Annotated in this window: 14 protein-coding genes and 2 pseudogenes; 11 read left to right on the forward strand and 5 right to left on the reverse strand. The window is 67.9% G+C overall.

What is annotated here, in order from left to right:
- The first annotated feature begins 1,468 nt into the window (after window positions 1-1,468).
- Window positions 1,469-2,698 (forward strand): epoxide hydrolase family protein, encoded by a 1,230-nt coding sequence (locus ACSNOH_RS04770; RefSeq protein WP_436719912.1) that lies wholly within the window; start codon window positions 1,469-1,471, stop codon window positions 2,696-2,698.
- Window positions 2,699-3,202: 504 nt separating this feature from the next.
- Here the strand turns inward: ACSNOH_RS04770 and ACSNOH_RS04775 are convergent.
- Window positions 3,203-3,796: a DUF4291 domain-containing protein gene (locus ACSNOH_RS04775; RefSeq protein ID WP_436719913.1), complete on the reverse strand. Its 594-nt coding sequence runs from the start codon at window positions 3,794-3,796 to the stop codon at window positions 3,203-3,205.
- A gap of 376 nt (window positions 3,797-4,172) precedes the next feature.
- Window positions 4,173-4,637, reverse strand: a complete 465-nt coding sequence (locus ACSNOH_RS04780; protein ID WP_436719914.1) for a hypothetical protein — start codon at window positions 4,635-4,637, stop codon at window positions 4,173-4,175.
- A 323-nt stretch (window positions 4,638-4,960) separates the two neighbouring features.
- On the opposite strand from ACSNOH_RS04780, the gene ACSNOH_RS04785 reads away from it, so the two are divergent.
- Window positions 4,961-5,371, forward strand: a complete 411-nt coding sequence (locus ACSNOH_RS04785) for an Imm10 family immunity protein (RefSeq protein ID WP_436719915.1) — start codon at window positions 4,961-4,963, stop codon at window positions 5,369-5,371.
- Window positions 5,372-5,518: 147 nt separating this feature from the next.
- Here ACSNOH_RS04785 and ACSNOH_RS04790 read toward each other — a convergent pair.
- Window positions 5,519-5,698 (reverse strand): annotated as a pseudogene (locus ACSNOH_RS04790) (IS630 family transposase); the annotation flags it as partial.
- 143 nt (window positions 5,699-5,841) lie between these two features.
- Between ACSNOH_RS04790 and ACSNOH_RS04795 the strand changes: the two are divergent.
- A complete protein-coding gene (locus tag ACSNOH_RS04795; RefSeq protein WP_436719916.1) occupies window positions 5,842-6,123 on the forward strand; it encodes a hypothetical protein in 282 nt (93 codons plus the stop codon).
- A gap of 208 nt (window positions 6,124-6,331) precedes the next feature.
- Here ACSNOH_RS04795 and ACSNOH_RS04800 read toward each other — a convergent pair whose 3' ends face one another.
- Window positions 6,332-6,739 carry a hypothetical protein gene (locus ACSNOH_RS04800; protein ID WP_436719917.1) on the reverse strand — a complete coding sequence of 136 codons (408 nt, stop codon included), beginning with the start codon at window positions 6,737-6,739 and terminating at the stop codon, window positions 6,332-6,334.
- A gap of 1,691 nt (window positions 6,740-8,430) precedes the next feature.
- Between ACSNOH_RS04800 and ACSNOH_RS04805 the strand changes: the two genes are divergently transcribed.
- The 3 genes from ACSNOH_RS04805 (at window position 8,431) to ACSNOH_RS04815 (ending at window position 10,705) form a co-directional block, all read left to right on the forward strand.
- Complete coding sequence (locus ACSNOH_RS04805; RefSeq protein WP_436719918.1) at window positions 8,431-8,709, forward strand: hypothetical protein; 279 nt, start codon at window positions 8,431-8,433, stop codon at window positions 8,707-8,709.
- Between the two features lie 545 nt (window positions 8,710-9,254).
- Window positions 9,255-9,776 (forward strand): hypothetical protein, encoded by a 522-nt coding sequence (locus tag ACSNOH_RS04810; RefSeq protein WP_436719919.1) that lies wholly within the window; start codon window positions 9,255-9,257, stop codon window positions 9,774-9,776.
- Window positions 9,777-9,900: 124 nt separating this feature from the next.
- Window positions 9,901-10,705, forward strand: a protein-coding gene (locus tag ACSNOH_RS04815) for an IS5 family transposase (RefSeq protein ID WP_436719920.1) whose coding sequence is annotated in 2 segments (ribosomal slippage) — window positions 9,901-10,623 and window positions 10,625-10,705 — 804 coding nt in all. Because the reading frame shifts where the segments join, the coding sequence is not laid out codon by codon here.
- A gap of 8 nt (window positions 10,706-10,713) precedes the next feature.
- Here the strand turns inward: ACSNOH_RS04815 and ACSNOH_RS04820 are convergent.
- On the reverse strand, window positions 10,714-11,175 hold the full coding sequence (locus ACSNOH_RS04820) for a hypothetical protein (protein WP_436719921.1): 462 nt from the start codon (window positions 11,173-11,175) through the stop codon (window positions 10,714-10,716).
- Window positions 11,176-11,740: 565 nt separating this feature from the next.
- Here ACSNOH_RS04820 and ACSNOH_RS04825 point away from each other — a divergent pair.
- From ACSNOH_RS04825 to ACSNOH_RS04845, 5 genes and pseudogenes are all read left to right on the forward strand, one after another.
- Window positions 11,741-12,487 carry a class I SAM-dependent methyltransferase gene (locus tag ACSNOH_RS04825; protein WP_436719922.1) on the forward strand — a complete coding sequence of 249 codons (747 nt, stop codon included), beginning with the start codon at window positions 11,741-11,743 and terminating at the stop codon, window positions 12,485-12,487.
- Window positions 12,484-13,059 carry an AAA family ATPase gene (locus ACSNOH_RS04830; protein WP_436719923.1) on the forward strand — a complete coding sequence of 192 codons (576 nt, stop codon included), beginning with the start codon at window positions 12,484-12,486 and terminating at the stop codon, window positions 13,057-13,059. The genes ACSNOH_RS04825 and ACSNOH_RS04830 overlap by 4 nt, the downstream gene beginning before the upstream one ends.
- Window positions 13,060-13,118: 59 nt before the next feature.
- Window positions 13,119-13,666: pseudogene (locus ACSNOH_RS04835) on the forward strand (peptide deformylase).
- 18 nt (window positions 13,667-13,684) lie between these two features.
- Window positions 13,685-13,966 carry a DUF6087 family protein gene (locus ACSNOH_RS04840; protein WP_436719924.1) on the forward strand — a complete coding sequence of 94 codons (282 nt, stop codon included), beginning with the start codon at window positions 13,685-13,687 and terminating at the stop codon, window positions 13,964-13,966.
- 87 nt (window positions 13,967-14,053) lie between these two features.
- On the forward strand, window positions 14,054-14,371 hold the full coding sequence (locus tag ACSNOH_RS04845; RefSeq protein WP_436719968.1) for a hypothetical protein: 318 nt from the start codon (window positions 14,054-14,056) through the stop codon (window positions 14,369-14,371).
- The last annotated feature ends 1,011 nt before the right edge of the window (window positions 14,372-15,382 follow it).

Raw genomic sequence — 15,382 nt, forward strand, 5'->3', positions numbered from 1 at the left:
GGGGCAGCTCGCGCGAGCTGCCCCGGCTCAGGGCTTGCCCAGCCGCCGGCTCCCACAAGGGGCTAGCAGGCGAGCCCGGCGCCGTCACAGGGAAAGCACCGGTCGCCGGCGCGTTGTGCACCACGGCCAGCACCGTGCGGGCCCAGGCAGCCCGCACCTGCACGTCGGTGCCGCCGCCGGGTGGGAACCGTATTCGGCGGCCGCACCCCACGGCGGGGGCGGTCGCACGGGAGTGCGTGCCGCAGGGGCCGGCAGCTGGATCGTCGTGCCCCGCCCTCGGGTTACTGCCCTCACGGTCACGGGTGCCGCGCAGGAGAGACACCGGGGCCGTGGTCATCTGCGTAGCCCCGCGTCACCCACACGGAACCCGCTGGGGCCCTCGCCGCACCCACCGGGCCGACACCCCTCGCGCAGCAGCGTGGTACCCGTCCCGGACGAGGCGCAGCACAGGCCCGGGACTGGCCTCCCCCCTGGGGCATGCCCGTACCCCGGGTACTCGGGTACTCCCAAGGGGAAGACCACCCGGCAACAACCCCACCCCCAGCGATGGCCTGTGACCACCCAGCCGCCGGAAGGACGAGGACCTGTTCGACTCTGCATCCGTGACGCTGAGCCGGGACAGGCGCGTCCTACGGGGGCCGCGCCGCCCGTCCCGTCCCCGCTCGCCGAGAGCCGGCCGGGGCAAAGCGTTCCCTCCTCCCGCGGCAGGGAAGAGGGAACCGGCTCCACCGAGGCAGCGGCCTCTCCGGGGGCCCATGACGTGCACCCGGCAGCGGCTCACGCGTATGCACGAGATGAGGGCCATCCCGCTCGCCTCGGAGGCCTGTGCAGGCGGCGTATGAAACGGTGGAGACACGGGCGCGCCAGGGACCGTTCGATGGGGCGTGTGACCGGATCGGTGATTACGCCGTTCTGCCCGGTGCGGGTCGGGGTGACCCTACGGACGCAGAATAGGGACGCCCGCGCCGCACCACACAGGACGAGGCGGCAATGATGGCATTCACCCCGCTCCCCCGCCGTACCCGCCGTAGGAGTTCGCATCGGAAGCTTCCTCGCTCTCTTCCGGCAGACCCAGGTCACCACAGTCGTTCGCAGGTCCGAGCACCCTCAGCGCAACCGTATTGCCGCTGCCCGGGCCGGCAGCGTCCACGCCCCTTGCGACACCGTGCCCGGCAAGGCTGGCGCACCTGTTGTCCGAGGTCTCGTTCCCGAAGCCGATGACGCTGGTCGCATGTGCGGTGCCTGCGCTGCCGAAGGCTGCTGCTGTGAGCAGGGCGGCGGCAGCTACGTGGTGTCGAGTCGTGCAGGGGGCAACGACGCCGTAGAACCCCTAGTGAAAGGATCTTCGGGCGGGTGCCTCCGGTCCGGTGAACCAGTCTGCGGCGTCGCCTCTAGGACGGAATCTGACCTTTTTGCCCTATAGCGTCGTCTTTGTTGGCTTCACTGCTGATTTTGGAAGGATGGCGCCATGACGGCTGACGAACTCACACGGTTCACGATTGAGGTCCCGCAGGCCGAGCTGGACGACCTGCAGACCCGGCTGCGAGCCACCCGGTTCGCCCCCGACCTGAACAACGAGGACGAGAAGTACGGTCTGTCCACGGCGTACCTGCGCCGGCTGGTGGAACTCTGGGCTGACGGCTTCGACTGGCGGGCTGCAGAGAAGCGGCTGAACACCGCATACACCCACCATCGCCTCGACATCGGCGGGACACCGGTCCACTTCGTGCGCGAGCTGGGCAAGGGCCCGGAACCGACGCCGCTGATCCTCACCCACGGCTGGCCCTGGACCTTCCTCGACTGGACCAGGGTGCTGGGGCCGCTCGCCGACCCGGCCGCGCACGGCGGCGACCCGACCGACGCCTTCGAAGTGATCATCCCGTCCCTGCCGGGCTTCGGCTTCTCCACCCCGCTCACCAACGGGCGCGAGAACTACGTCGACATGGCCGACCGCTTCCACACCCTCATGACCGAAACCCTCGGGCACGAGCGGTACGCGGTCTGCGGCTCCGACTACGGCGCCCTGGTCGCCGCCCAGCTCGCCCACCGCTACCCCCAGTCGGTCATCGGCCTCCACCTGGGCATGCCCGCGCCGCTCCCCGCGTTCCAGGGCTACCGCTACTGGGACATCACCGCCGGCCAGGACATCCCCCAGGACGCGAGCCCCCAGCTGGCCGCCGACCTGGAAGGCTTCCGGGACACCCTCGCCTCTCACCTGGCCGTGCACTGCCTGGACGGCCAGACCCTCACCCACGGTCTGAACGACTCACCCGCCGGGATGCTGGCCTGGATCCTCAAGCGGTGGAAGTCCTGGAGCGACCAGAACGCCGTCTTCGAGGACGTCTACCCCGACGAGCACATCCTGACCACGGCCACGATCTACTGGGTCACCCAGTCCATCGGCTCCTCGATCCGGGCCTACAAAAACGCCCACCTCTACCCGGAGCCGAAGAACCGCTGGACCACCCCTGCCATCACCGTCCCGACCAGCTTCACCTTCCACCTGGGCGACCACTCCTCCCCAGGCATCGACACCCCCGAGCAGTACGACGCAGCCATCCGCCACGGCATGGCCCCCCACGTCTACGGCGACCTGCGCGACGTCAACGTCCACCAGCACGGCGGCCACTTCGGGCCCTTCGAAAACCCCGACGCCTGGACCCACGACATCCGCCAGACCTTCCGCCCACTGCGCTGACTCCCCCAGCCGAGCCGACCGCAGCCTCTGCCGGCAGATCAGCACACATCTCAAGGCCAGGAACACTGCATGAATGCCGTCACGGATCTGCCAGCGGATCCGCAGCCAGCGAAACCCGTACAGAGGGGCGAAGACCCCTTCCACTACCCAGCATTGGGCGCCGGGGCCGGAGCCGTACTCGGCGCCCCGGCCGGCGATCAGCAGCTTCCCCCCAGGACCCCGCACGCCGCAACAGTACGCACCGGCCGTAGCCGTGGCCGGCGAACAGGATGTCCGGCCGGCCGGCGCCGGGAACCCCCGCACTGGCCCCGCACCGACGACACGGCTCGCAGCACAGGAACCAGCTGACTGACGCCGCTACGGTCGCCGCCGGTCAACGTGACGGCGACCGGGACACCAGTCGCACCAGTCACCCGGTGATGCCTGCTGCCCGCCCTGCCCCGCTCGACAGAGCTTCGACCCGTCCTGGCCCCCCTTTGAGCGCATCTCAATTGGCGGCTCCGCTCACAGGTGCAAGTGGTCCAAGCCCCCTTCGGGCACTGGGTAGGAACGCTCTGCGGGTAGGAGGCCTCGTGCTGCAGTCAGGTCCCCGCCCCGTACGTGGTCGTGAATCGTGTGCGCAAGTGTGGTGATATCGGTGATGGAGACCGTCCACTCGTCCGCGTAGCGGTGTGCGGCTTCTCCTGTGAGACCGAGCTGCAGCGATCGGTGAGGAAGCGGCCGCAGGTGGAGGTCACGTTCCGGGTCCCACTGGACCCGGGCCGGAGACCGCTTCAACTGGCGTTTCCAGGTCGTGCGGTCAGGCTGCAGCCCGTGCTCATAGTGAGCCAGGCAGGCATGTTCCAGTGCCCACTCAAAGCCTTCTCGGGTGATCTCGATGGCGAGGACAGTTTCTTGGCCGTCCTTGGAGCCCCATCCGCAGCGGTACATCATCCAGAGGAAGGACGGCTTGATCCATGTCATCCGGTCCCGACGCCAGGCCGCCGGGAAGCGACCGTCCCGCGCCGCGGGAAGGCCGATCTCCGGCCCGTAGGCCTGGTAGACGGTAACCGTGGAAGCCGTGTACAAGGCGCGGATCTGATGCTTGGGTTCTGCCATGGTGCCCAGCGTGGAGGCACCGTTTGATGCGCGCCATCGAATTAGCGGCGCACTTGACTGTAGAGCCTGCGGTAGCAGATGAAGGTGCCGGCGATGCTGCTGAAGGCCAGAAGGTGTTCCACGTTGCAGAGCGCACGCACGAGGCGGGGCACCGTTTCCGGTGCCGCACGCAGCGCCACCCAGCAGTGCGGACAGGTACCCGTCCACTGCCCAGGAGCGCCAAGACCCTCGCTCCTGGGCTGGGCAGAGCAGGGGCGTAGCTGCGAACGCCCGGGGCCACCGTACGGGCGTATCCGGGGTCAGTTGGAGGGTGACCTCGCCATGGCCTACTCGTTGTGGAGCACCTTGGCGATGGTGAGCTGGGTTCGTCTCGAACTCACGGTGAGGTATCCACATCTGCGGGCGTCATCGCCTCGTGAAGACGGGCCTCAACCGGGCCCAGGTGCTGGTCACAGGCCAGGACGATTTCGTCCGCGAGGTTGAGGACACGGATGCTCCCTCTCGCGAACAGCAGGACGATGCCGACAGCGAAGTCGAGGTTGTCGTGCCGGTAGCAGATCTCCCGGGTGGAGAGGATCTGCCGGCCGACGAACCGGGTCATGGGGAAAGCGGGGAGGTCGTCCTCGACCGTGGTGTAGCCGCATGCGCCCATGTCGTAGGGGCCATGAGGCTGGTCGACCTCCATGGACAATCCATCGCCCGGCGTGTGGAACCGGACAGGACCGAGGCCGTCCACATGCAGCCACATGTGCAGCAGAGAGGGCCCGGTCTCCTCGTAGTGGTGCCAGGATGTCGTCACCTTCCGCAGGCGTCTGCCCACCAGGTCCTCAGCATTGATCACCCACTGATGCTGCCACAGCGCTCAACGACCCGGCACTGGTTTCCAGGAGGCGCCGGGCCGAGTCCGCGCAGCATCCCCCGGGTGAGACCATCCATACGTCGTCCAGTTGCTCACCAATCCGAGGGCGAGCGCGGAGTCCGCAATGTGCGGGACCATCCCCGCGAGCGCGGGGAGCACAACATGCGCAAGGTGGCCGATTACCTCGCGCAGGGGCCATCCACGCGTTTCCCACGTGGCGTCGCGGTCGCCACCTGGGGTGACGGTGGAACATCGCGCTCGCACCGGCCTCAAGGCACAGCTGGGCACACTGATAGAACCCCGTCATGACATACCGGTTTACCGCCCGCGCCGCCAGGACCGAGATCGACCCTGACGGCTACTTTACAGAAGCCGCTCTTGCCGAGGGTGAGGATGGAAGCGGTTTCATCCTGATGTTCATGGCGGGAGAAGAGGAGCCCGATGACCAGGAGGTCGCCCTCGGGATGGACACACACTGCCTGGTCACGGCCGGGCAGGGCACCGCATACGGCTGTGTGCGGGAAGCTGTCCTGACAGGCAACGTTCTCCGCATCTCACTCGACCCTGAAACGCTGGAAGACCTGCGGCTGACCGACCGCGAGATCGAGGCCGTCATCGAAGCGCCGGCCGAAGACATCAGGCAGTTCCGCGAAGTTCTCGCTCAGGTGCTCGGATACGGGCGTGCGGACGCAGTGCCCACCCGTGTAGGCATCTGACCGGCCAGCCGGGCGTCTACACCAGCGCTACCGAGCGGCCCAACAGGGTGAAAACTGCCTGAAGCCGCAGCGCCATCTGTGCGGAAAATACGTAACCCCCGGCAGCCCGCTATGCGGACCGGTCGACCGTGTCACCGAGATGATCTCCGGCTGCGAGCGGTCCAGGGCCTGAACGTGGGACTTCTCGGCCACGCAGAAAACCAGGGCCCGCTCTGGCGGGCCTAGGAAGAGGCCGACGACGTCATGGACCTTGTCGACGAAGTACGGGTCCGTGGACAGCGTGAAGGTCTCCGAGCGGTGCGGCTGAAGGCCGAATGCCCGCCAGATCGGCAGAGACGGTCGACAGCGCCAGGTCAAGGGGGGGCAGGCCCCGATGCCGTCCGGCACACACCCGCACCGCAGGAGCGTTGCCCGCGCGGGGCGGTGCCAGGGAGGAGCGGGGCCTGGGCCTCACCAGAAGGGACCAGTGCATGGGCGACCAGGCCGTCGACGAGGAGCGCTGGGACCAGCCCGGTGACTGGCGCATACGCGAATACCTGCTGCACCGCCTCCGGGTGCCCGAGAGCCACGAGAGCACCGACCGGCTCCTGCTGCGGCACCGCGACGAGCAGATCGGCGCGTGCGAGCGCCAGCTCACCGAGCAGCCCGAGGCCCCATCACCGACGAAGAAGACCCGACCTGACGCGGCCGTGCGAGACCGGCCGGCCGCGCACCGCACCGCACCGCACCGCAGCGTAGGGGCAGAAGGGTGAGCGACGCCGTAGGCGACCTTGACGGGTCGGCGCGGTCCGAACACTCCACGACCGGGCGGCCTCAGCCCGTCTGTTCAAGACCGACCAAGTGGGGAACGCGAGCGACCCTGGGGATTCACGCAATCGTTACGGGGGTAGAGGCAGCCAGCTCCAGGGCGGTTTTGCGGCCGTGAATCCCACCGCCCGCGGACGGGAGCAGTGAAGGGGTCTACGCGACGCAGCCGGGAAGCTGAGCGCGTCCCGACTCTGCCACTTTCTGCCCATTGACATACATCTCGGTGTAGATGCCGCGGACGTGAGCAAATCCGTTGTAGCAAGCTCCCGCCGCACTCAGAAAGCCCTGAGAGAAGAACTGTTTGTTGTACGCGATGCGCTCATCGGGACGCAGGGACAGATCGACCCAGATCATGATCTCCACGGTGGCGTTGCCGCACCCCCCTCCCCTTCGCTGGACATCGGCCTTGGCTCTGGCCTGGCCGTCACTGGTGGGCAGGTGAGCGATGTTCTCGCAGGGCAAAGCAGATGCTGCCGCCTGTCCCACGGCGGGTCCCGCGGTCAATCCCGCCACCATGGCCAGTGCTGCGCCCAGCACGGCAACGGAAGTCCACCGTCTCATCGTTTCCTCCTCGCATGCGGGTGCCCCGGCCCCTCTCATGAGGAACACCACCGAAAGCCCCGCCCCGAGGCCTCACCGTGCCAGGGCCCTGCCGCGGCGACCAGGGCGCAGCGAGGGGCGCCCAACGCATACGGCGCACAAGGCTGGTGGACAAGGCGCCAGTGGTGGCCGTCGTGAAGATGGCACGGGGTTTCGTCAGGTATGCCAGTGCCGCTCGTCATCAATCACCCGTACGACACAAGAACAAATACGACACAAATGGCCTAGGCCAAGAATGAACTACGGTCGAGCGTGAGGAGCACGCTGTGCTCTCTCCCGGATCTCGCCGACCTGAAGGATGATGGCCCACACAAAGCTCCTCGTATCGCCCGCGCGTGGGCCGGACCAGCAGCAGCCCGAGCGAGAGCATCCCTCGTGAGGCTCCGGTTGAGGGCCGTCAACGCGGTGAACACTTCCGTGAGCGCAGCCAGGTGCTCAGGTACATCGCCGTCATCCAGGGCCGCCTGGACTGCCTCGAAGCGGCGCCCGCGGAGCAGCGCAGTGCCTTGGGAGTCCGGGAAGCGGATCGGCCAGTGACCCGCCATCTTGGGCGCGGACCGTGCAGCCGGGCGCTGGTCGCGCGTACTGCGGGCGGCCAGCACGTCTCGGCCTGCAGACGCCCCTCTGGCGACAGGAGGCAGAACACCCGAGCCGGCCGGGACGAATGCGTCCCCTCTTCCTCCCGAAGCACGATCCAGCCCTGCGCAGTAAGCCGGGACAGGATCTGCGACACCGTGCTCTTCTCCGGATCGGCCAGCTCGCCGATCTCCGCTCCCCACAGCGGATCGTCCTCTGGCGCTGCCAGCAGCACGCGTAGCACTTCAATCGCCGGTCAAGAATGAACAATGAACTACGCCTCGAAAGCGTCCCCGGATCCTGGCTGGCCCCCCTCCCGCAGCAGCGCCACCGGCAGCTCAGCCAGACAGCAGCTCTCTGGCCCACTCCCTCGAACAATGAAACGCCCTCGCTGCGGCCACGCCGACGTGGCCGCAGCGGGGTAAGACCGCGCAGGGTTCCAGCTCGGCAGTTCTTAGCCTTCGAGCAAGGCCTGCCCAGGAGTGCTTCGGTAGCCGCGCCAGCATGGCCAGCTTGTCAGGGGTGGGCATGGCGAGGGCGAACAGCCTCCCAGCTTCCCGCCAGCAGCCCCCAGGCAATCGAAAGCACGGCATGAGGGCTAGTTTGCTTTCGATTCCTAGACGCCACGTCGCAGCGAAGCCTTCGAATTTTCCAGCACCCTTGCTGTTGGTCCCGTGCCCCAGCCGGTACGGCCCGGCCCGACCCGCCCGAGGAACCCGGGCCGGACCCGGCCCCCGCCGTCTTCCCTGGCAGGCCGTGGTGGTGGCGGGCCCGACCCCCGGCGGGCCGGGCCCGCCGTGCTCACCGTCCCTTCGGCAACCCGGCCAGCGGCCGACGGTCCTCGCCGCGGCAGACAGCCCACCACACCGGCTGACCTGCCTCGTACCGGGTCAGCAGAGGCTGGGTCATGGCCGTCACAGATAGCCGGTAGTTGACGGGTAGCGGACGCGGTCGTGGAAGTGGCTTCGTTCGCTTGAAACGGTTCCGGGCCACTTTCCGCGGAGACTCACGGAAAGCGCTGTCAGCGGTGCGTGGTGGGATGACCGGACTGTGCCATTGACCGTTGGGAGCCCATCGTGACGTCCTCCTACCCCTCCTTGACTCATGCGTTGGCCGAGGCTTTGGTCGATGTCCTGTGGTTCATCGACGGCAGCGAAGACGAACAGATGGATCCGGACGACGCGGTCAAGGTCCTGGAGAGCGTTGCCCACATGATCAGCACGCTGCCGAATGATCAGCGGCAGGAACTGACCGAGCTGGTAGGGGAGATGGCAGCCGCCGAGACGAACCCGGCTCGCCGCGAGTTCCTGGAAGAATTCCCGGAAGAATTCGGGCTCATCGAGGATGCATCATGAGCAACCTCGTCAAGAGGAGAGCACAACACGCTTGCCCAGGGAGTTCGAGACCTGCGCGACCGGACACCCAGCGCTTGAGCATCGCGATCCGGCTGACCTGGCCTTCGACGACTCCAGAACTCCACAGCCCGCGAGAAACCGGCAGTCACGGCTCCAAGGCCGCCTCCCAGAGCCGTACAAATCACTGGAAGCCGGGCCAGTACCGGCCTAGGACAAGAGCCCGACACGGCACACCAGACAACAGTGACCTCACAGGCTCACAAACCAGCCTTACAGACCACCACCGCCAGGAGCTTCCCCCCGCCACCGGCTTATTTGCATCCCCACGAGCACGTTAGCGCTACGTCCGCCTCGAGCAGGCCGGCGCACCATGGGGCCATCCCCGCCCCGCGGGGAGCAAAGCCCCTGGCCGCACCGGCGATATCGGACGGTGAGGCTCGTCCCCGCGCGCAGGAAGCAGCGGAGAATGCTCCTTACCCTCCGACGGGATGGGCGGGTCCACCCCCGTCACCCGCCGATGATTCACCGGATCCTAAGCTGGCGTGATGGGCAACGTCTTCAGCAGCGGCAGCATGAGTGACGACCTGTACCTGTCCAATGGTGGGACTGCCGCTTTCCTCGACGTCCTGTGGCTGGCCATCTCCGACCTCGCCTGCCGACCATGGGACTTCCGGTTCGCCGCGCTCCTGGCCCTGCAGGACCAGACCGTCATGGGACGAGGAGTCGTCGGGTTCGACCTGGAAGACGTCGACTGGGGCGACACCTGGGCCGAGCGGGCGCGGGCCAAAGACTTCGTGCTGCGAGTGATCGACCGCGCGCTGGAACGGCACCGCTGGGACGAGCTGACCTACGAGCCGCCCTATGTACCCGGCTACCTCCACAGGTACCGGGCCATGATCAAGACCTTCACCCCGCCACCACACCCCACCCACGCGGACGCCTTCCCAGGCCCGGACATGGGCATCACAGCCTCCTGCACCCGCCACCGCGTCCTGGACTCCCTGCCCTACTGGGCCGGCTGCCTCTTCTGCACTGGAGGAACAATGCGGTCAACACCACAGAAATAATGCACTCACCCACCAGCCGGGCAGACAACAAGCCGACAGGCCCGACAAACGCAAGGCGCTAACGGGGCATTAGACCGTGTCCTATGTGGTGAGGCGGACGTTGTTTGTGTATGGGGTGGGGTGAGTGGATTGGATTGTTCCGGATGGGTTGTGGGAGATCGCGGAGCCGTTGATCCCGCCGGATTGGGCGCGGCCACAGGGTGGCGGGACAGCGAACACACCTGATCAGACGCTGTTTACCGCGATCGTGTATGTGCTGGTGAGTGGATGTGCCTGGCGGGCTCTGCCGCCGTGTTTCGGAGTAGCGAAGTCCACTGCGCACTGCAGGTTCTTGATGTGGTCCCGTGCAGGTGTGTGGGGCCGGTTGCACGAGGCGGTCCTGCACCGTCGCGGCGATGCCGGCCTGGTCGACATGACACGGGCTGTCTTGGATTCCGCTCACGTCAGGGCCAAAAAGGGTGGCGAACTCACAGGTCCGTCGCCCGTGGACCGGGGTAAACCGGGTTCCAGGATGCACATCCTGTCCGATGCAAACGGACTGCCCCTCCTCGTCGAGCTCTCCGCCGCCAACACCCACGACAGCCAGGCCCTGAAGCCGATAGCGGAGGGCCACCACACGAGACACGACCCTCACCGCGGTCGGCACTTCAAGCCCCGACGACTGCATGCGGACAAGGCCTATGACCAGCCTGGTCTGCGGAAATGGCTGCGGGGCAAGCACATCGGCGTCCGCATCACCCGCAAGGGCGTCGAGTCGAGTGAGCGACTGGGCCGCCGCAGGTGGGTGATCGAACGCACGATGTCCTGGCTGACCGGCTACCGCCGATTCACCATCCGCTATGTACGCCCCCCCCCGCAACTACCTGGCCTTTCTCGGACTCGCCGCCGCAATCTGCTGCTACAAGCGACTCGTCCGCCTCATCACATAGGACACGGTCTAAGTAGCCAAGCCGTTCCGGTTCTCCCCCTCTCTACTGCCCATGTCAAGGACGGGTGCAGAGTCATCAGGAAAGAAGACCTCGGAGATCCGTACGAGGTCAGCGTCGCTCAGCTCAGGCGGTGTCCAACCGCGGCGACGGGCGTTGTCAACGAACCGGGCGTCCACAGGTACGTGGTAGTGCTCGACGTAGTGCGCCAGGTCCGTGTACCAGAACCACTCACCGTCAGTGAGAAGGTGCAGCCCGCTGATCAGCTCCTTTCCAGGACTGAGGACGTCGTGGACCCGCGAAGTGGTCGCGGCCAGCACTGACCCCGCACGCAAGTAGCGAACGAGATCCGCTTCATGATCTTCGCCCTTGCTTCGCACGGACCCTCGCAGGGGTGGCCCATTGGTGCGACCGTGCTCAAGCTCCTGGAACTCCCCGACGAATCGGTCCGCGTGTACGTCTTCGCTGCTCACAGCTGCACCCTATGCGTCGATCACCCACTTGAGGCAGACCCAGGCAGCGGGGTGGGCGCCTGGGGAACGGCAACGGCCTCATCGAAGTTGACCCGGTTCAGGAGGCAGTGCTGGGCCGCAGTCCTTCGAAGATCAGCAGGTACGTACGACGGAGCCGCCACCAGGTGATGATGCGCTACCACCCGCATACTGCTGAATCTCGGCGAGACCACCTCCGTCTACCACCAGCTCCCGCGCCCCAGCGCCGTCTCCACGGCCTACCTGACCAGCCCCACCCCCTTCACCCGGGCCCGCACCCGCCTGTACGAGAAGTGGCCGGCCACCGATCCTCTCGTCACCCGCTACCGGGAATGGTTCCGGCACTTCGACGCCCGCCTCGACTCCCACATCGAGCACGGACACCCGATCCCGCCCCACGTCTACGAGCACGCCGTCCGCAGCCTCCACCCGCACTTCACCACCTCCGCCCAGCCGGCGGCGGTGCTGCTCGACACCCTCCTGCCCGTCGCGAGGCAGAAAGGGGCCCGGCCGCACACGTCCAGCGGCCACTTCCTGGGGACAGCCCGTGCACAGCGGTGACGCCCCGGCGCCCTACGACGGCTTCGCCGACACCTTCGCCGCCGAAGCGGACGTCAGCGCCTACAACACCCTCTACGACCGGCCCACCGTCCTCGCCCTCCTCGGTGACGTCCGCGGCCTGCGCGTCCTGGACGCCGGCTGCGGGCCCGGCCTGTACCTGGAGCAGCTGGCGGCGCGTGGTGCCGCAGTCATCGGGTTCGACCAGAGTGCGGACATGGTCCGCCACACCCGGCAGCGTCTCGGCCCCGGGATCGAGGTACGCCGGCACGACCTCGACGACCCGCTCGACTGGCTGGCCAACCACGCCGTCGACCTCGTCCTTGCCACCCTGGTCATCCACTACGTCCGCGACCGTGTCGCCGCCCTCCGCGAGCTTCACCGAGTCCTGGTCCCGCAAGGCCGGCTCATCCTCTCCACCAGCCACCCGACCGCCGACTGGCGCACTCACGGCGGCAGTTACTTCGATGCCGACCACGTCGAAGAGACCTGGTCGGAAGGGATGATCCACCGCTACTGGCGCCAGCCGCTCCAGAGGTGGGTCGAAGAGTTCACCGCCGCCGGCTTCGCCATCGAACAGCTGGTGGAGCATCGGCCAGACCCGCAGATGGCCCACGAGCACGCCGCCCAATACGCCAAACTGTGCCGCGAGCCCGGCTTCATCGCCTTCCGGCTCGCCAAGACCGCCACGCACGCCCCCCGACCACTGACCGAGGAACGCGAGAGAGCGCCATGACATCACCGACCCTGGCCGTCGTCAGCGGCGGGCCCGGCACCGGCAAGACCACCCTCGCCCACGAGCTCGCCCGGGAACTCGGATGCCCCGCGATCATCCGCGACGAGATCAAGCAGGGCATGGTCCTCTCCACTCCCGGATACGAAGGCGGAGGCGACGACCCGCTCAACTACCCGACCCTGGACGCGTTCTTCGGCGTGCTGAACGTGCTGCTCAAGGCAGGGGTGACGGTCGTCGCCGAGGCCGCCTTCCAGGACCGGCTGTGGCGGCCGAACCTGGAACCGCTCGCCAGCCTCGCGCAGATCCGCGTCATCCGGTGCACGACCCCGGCCACCATCGCCCACGACCGCATCGTCCAACGCGCGCAGGAGAGCATGCACCGGACCGCGCACGCCGACCGCGACCTCCTCGACGCCGTCGCCGCAGGCGAACACTCCCTGGAGTCCTTCGTCCCGATCTCCCTCGACGTCCCCACCCTCACCGTGGACACCTCCCACGACTACACCCCTCAACTGGGGGACATCGCCTCCTTCATCCGAGCGACCACCGCACCGGCCGGGCAGTCCGGATGACACGGCACCCGTCCCGTGAACAGAAGGCACGCGGCGGCAGGTTGCAACCCAGCGAGCAGATGCGCGACCTCGGCATCGTCCAGTACGGCGCCCCTATCCTGGCCGAGCCCGCCCGCCCCTTTCTGCTCCCTGACGAGCGGAAGACCCCGGACACCATCGTTGGCCAACTTCTGGACGCCATGGAACGTATCCGTCGCGCGCATGACTTCTCCGGCAAGGGCCTGGGGCTGGCCGCCCCGCAGATCGGCATCGGCCGGGCCGCAGCCGTCGTCCAGCCGCCCGCGGCCGACCCGATCGTGCTGCTCAACCCCCGCATCACCGCTGCTTCCGAGGAGATGGACGAGAAGTTCGAAGGATGCCTGTCGTTCTTCGACGTGCGCATACCGGTTCCCGGCCCCTACGGATCACCGTGGAGACGGTGACGCCGGACGGCAGCCCCGCGACCGCGTTCTACGAACGTGGCGAGGCCCGGCTCATCGCCCATGAGATCGACCACCTAGACGGTCTTGTGCTGCTCAACCGCATACGGCCCGGCGTGAAGCCGGTGCCCGTCGAGGAGTACCGCGCGATGGCCGAGGCCACCGGTCGCGCCTGGTCATACGAGTAGAAGGAGCAGGGCACGACCATGGGCAGGCACGCCCGTCCCGGACCGCCGGACCAGCCGTCCCGCGCGGTCCCGAGCATCGACCCCGACGACCCACTCGCCCCGTACCTGCGGCGCAGGCGCGCACCGATGGACGTCTACCGCCGGCACCGGCCCGTCAACGGCGGTGCCACCCACGTGCGACCCGAGGAACCCCGTGTCCTGGAGTCCTGGGACGGCTTCGCATACGTACCCGAGGGCACCGCGCCGGACCTCGCGGCCGCCCAAGCCTGGGCCGCCGGCGGACCGGCGCCGAGCAGGTAGACGACATCGGCTTGATCGGCCCATGGCACACGGTGGGATCTCAGCGAAAACGGCCCCACCACGGACATGAATCCGGATCATGGAGGCGTGGAGGACTGGCACGACTGCAACGATCCGGCCGAACTGCGCATCCGGCTTGATGTGGCGCTCAAGGAGAACGCCGAACTGCACGCGAAGCTCGCCGAGTTCCAAGCCGAGAACGAGCGCCTGCGCACCCAGCTGGGCATGCTCACCGCCGAGGTCCCGCAGGTGCTGCCCCAGGTCCCCGAGCCCTGGCGCCGACCGTCGTGGAGGGCGAAGGCGGGCTGCCGTACGCGGACGCGGCCTCCGGGACAGAGGCGAAGATCGCGCTGTTCAGGGCGTTGTTCGTCGGCCGCGAGGACGTCTACGCCATCCGCTGGGTGAGCGCGAAGTCGGGCCGGACGGGCTGGAGCCCCGCCGAGGACAACCCCTTCGCCAAGAACAAGATCGACGCCGAGCGGGTATTCTGGCCGCTGACTGACCGGGCCGTCTACAACCATCTCTCCCATCCCGAGCCCGGTACCCGGGAGACCCATCTGGGGCTGCACCCGCTGCTCGCGGACGACACCTGCCGGCCCCTGGCGGTCGGCTTCGATGGCAAGGACGGCAGCGACTGGCGCGGGCATGCCGCCGCCTACGCCGCCGCCTGCCACGACTCCGGCGTCCCTGCCCTGGTGGAGATCTCCCGCTCAGGGGCCGGCGCGCACGTGTGGACCTTCTTCACCGCCCCTCGTCGCCGCGGCCACAACCCGTTCCTTGGGCACGGCGCTGCTGCGGCGGGCGATCGACGCCCGCGGACAGATGACGCTGTCCAGCTACGACCACCCCTCCCCGCCCAGGACCTGCTACCGACGAACGCCAAGGGCAACACCCACTTCGACAACCTGATCGCGCTCCCGCTCCAGGGCGTCTCCCGGCTGAAGGGCACCACGGTCTTCGTCGACCCGCAGACCTGGGAGCCGCACCCGGACCAGTTCGCACGCCTGTCCCAGGCCGGGCGGCTCTCCCCAGCCGATGTCGAGGCGCTCACCGACAAGCTCGGCGAAATCAAAGCAGGCGCGGGGCCGACCAGGCCATCCAGGGCGCAGGCACCAGACGCTATATCGAGCGCGCAACACCTCGAGCGCGAGCACCGCGTCGGACGGGACATGGGAGCCCCACCCTCGATCACGAGGCACCACGCCAACCCAGGCAGAGGACCGGAAAGAAACCGCAGGACCAGGACCGGCCGAAGCGGCCAGGGCCGCACACACAGACCATGCCAGGAGCAACCACCGGCGTCCAGATCCCGCCCCTCGCAGGGGTCATCCCCGCGAGCGCGCGGAGCAGATGGTCGTCGTCGTGCTGCCCGTCGAGCGCAGGGGGTTCATCCCGCGGGCGCGGGGAGCAAGCGCT

This window comes from Streptomyces sp. URMC 127 (genome assembly GCF_051386535.1).
Classification (GTDB): Bacteria; Actinomycetota; Actinomycetes; order Streptomycetales; family Streptomycetaceae; genus Streptomyces.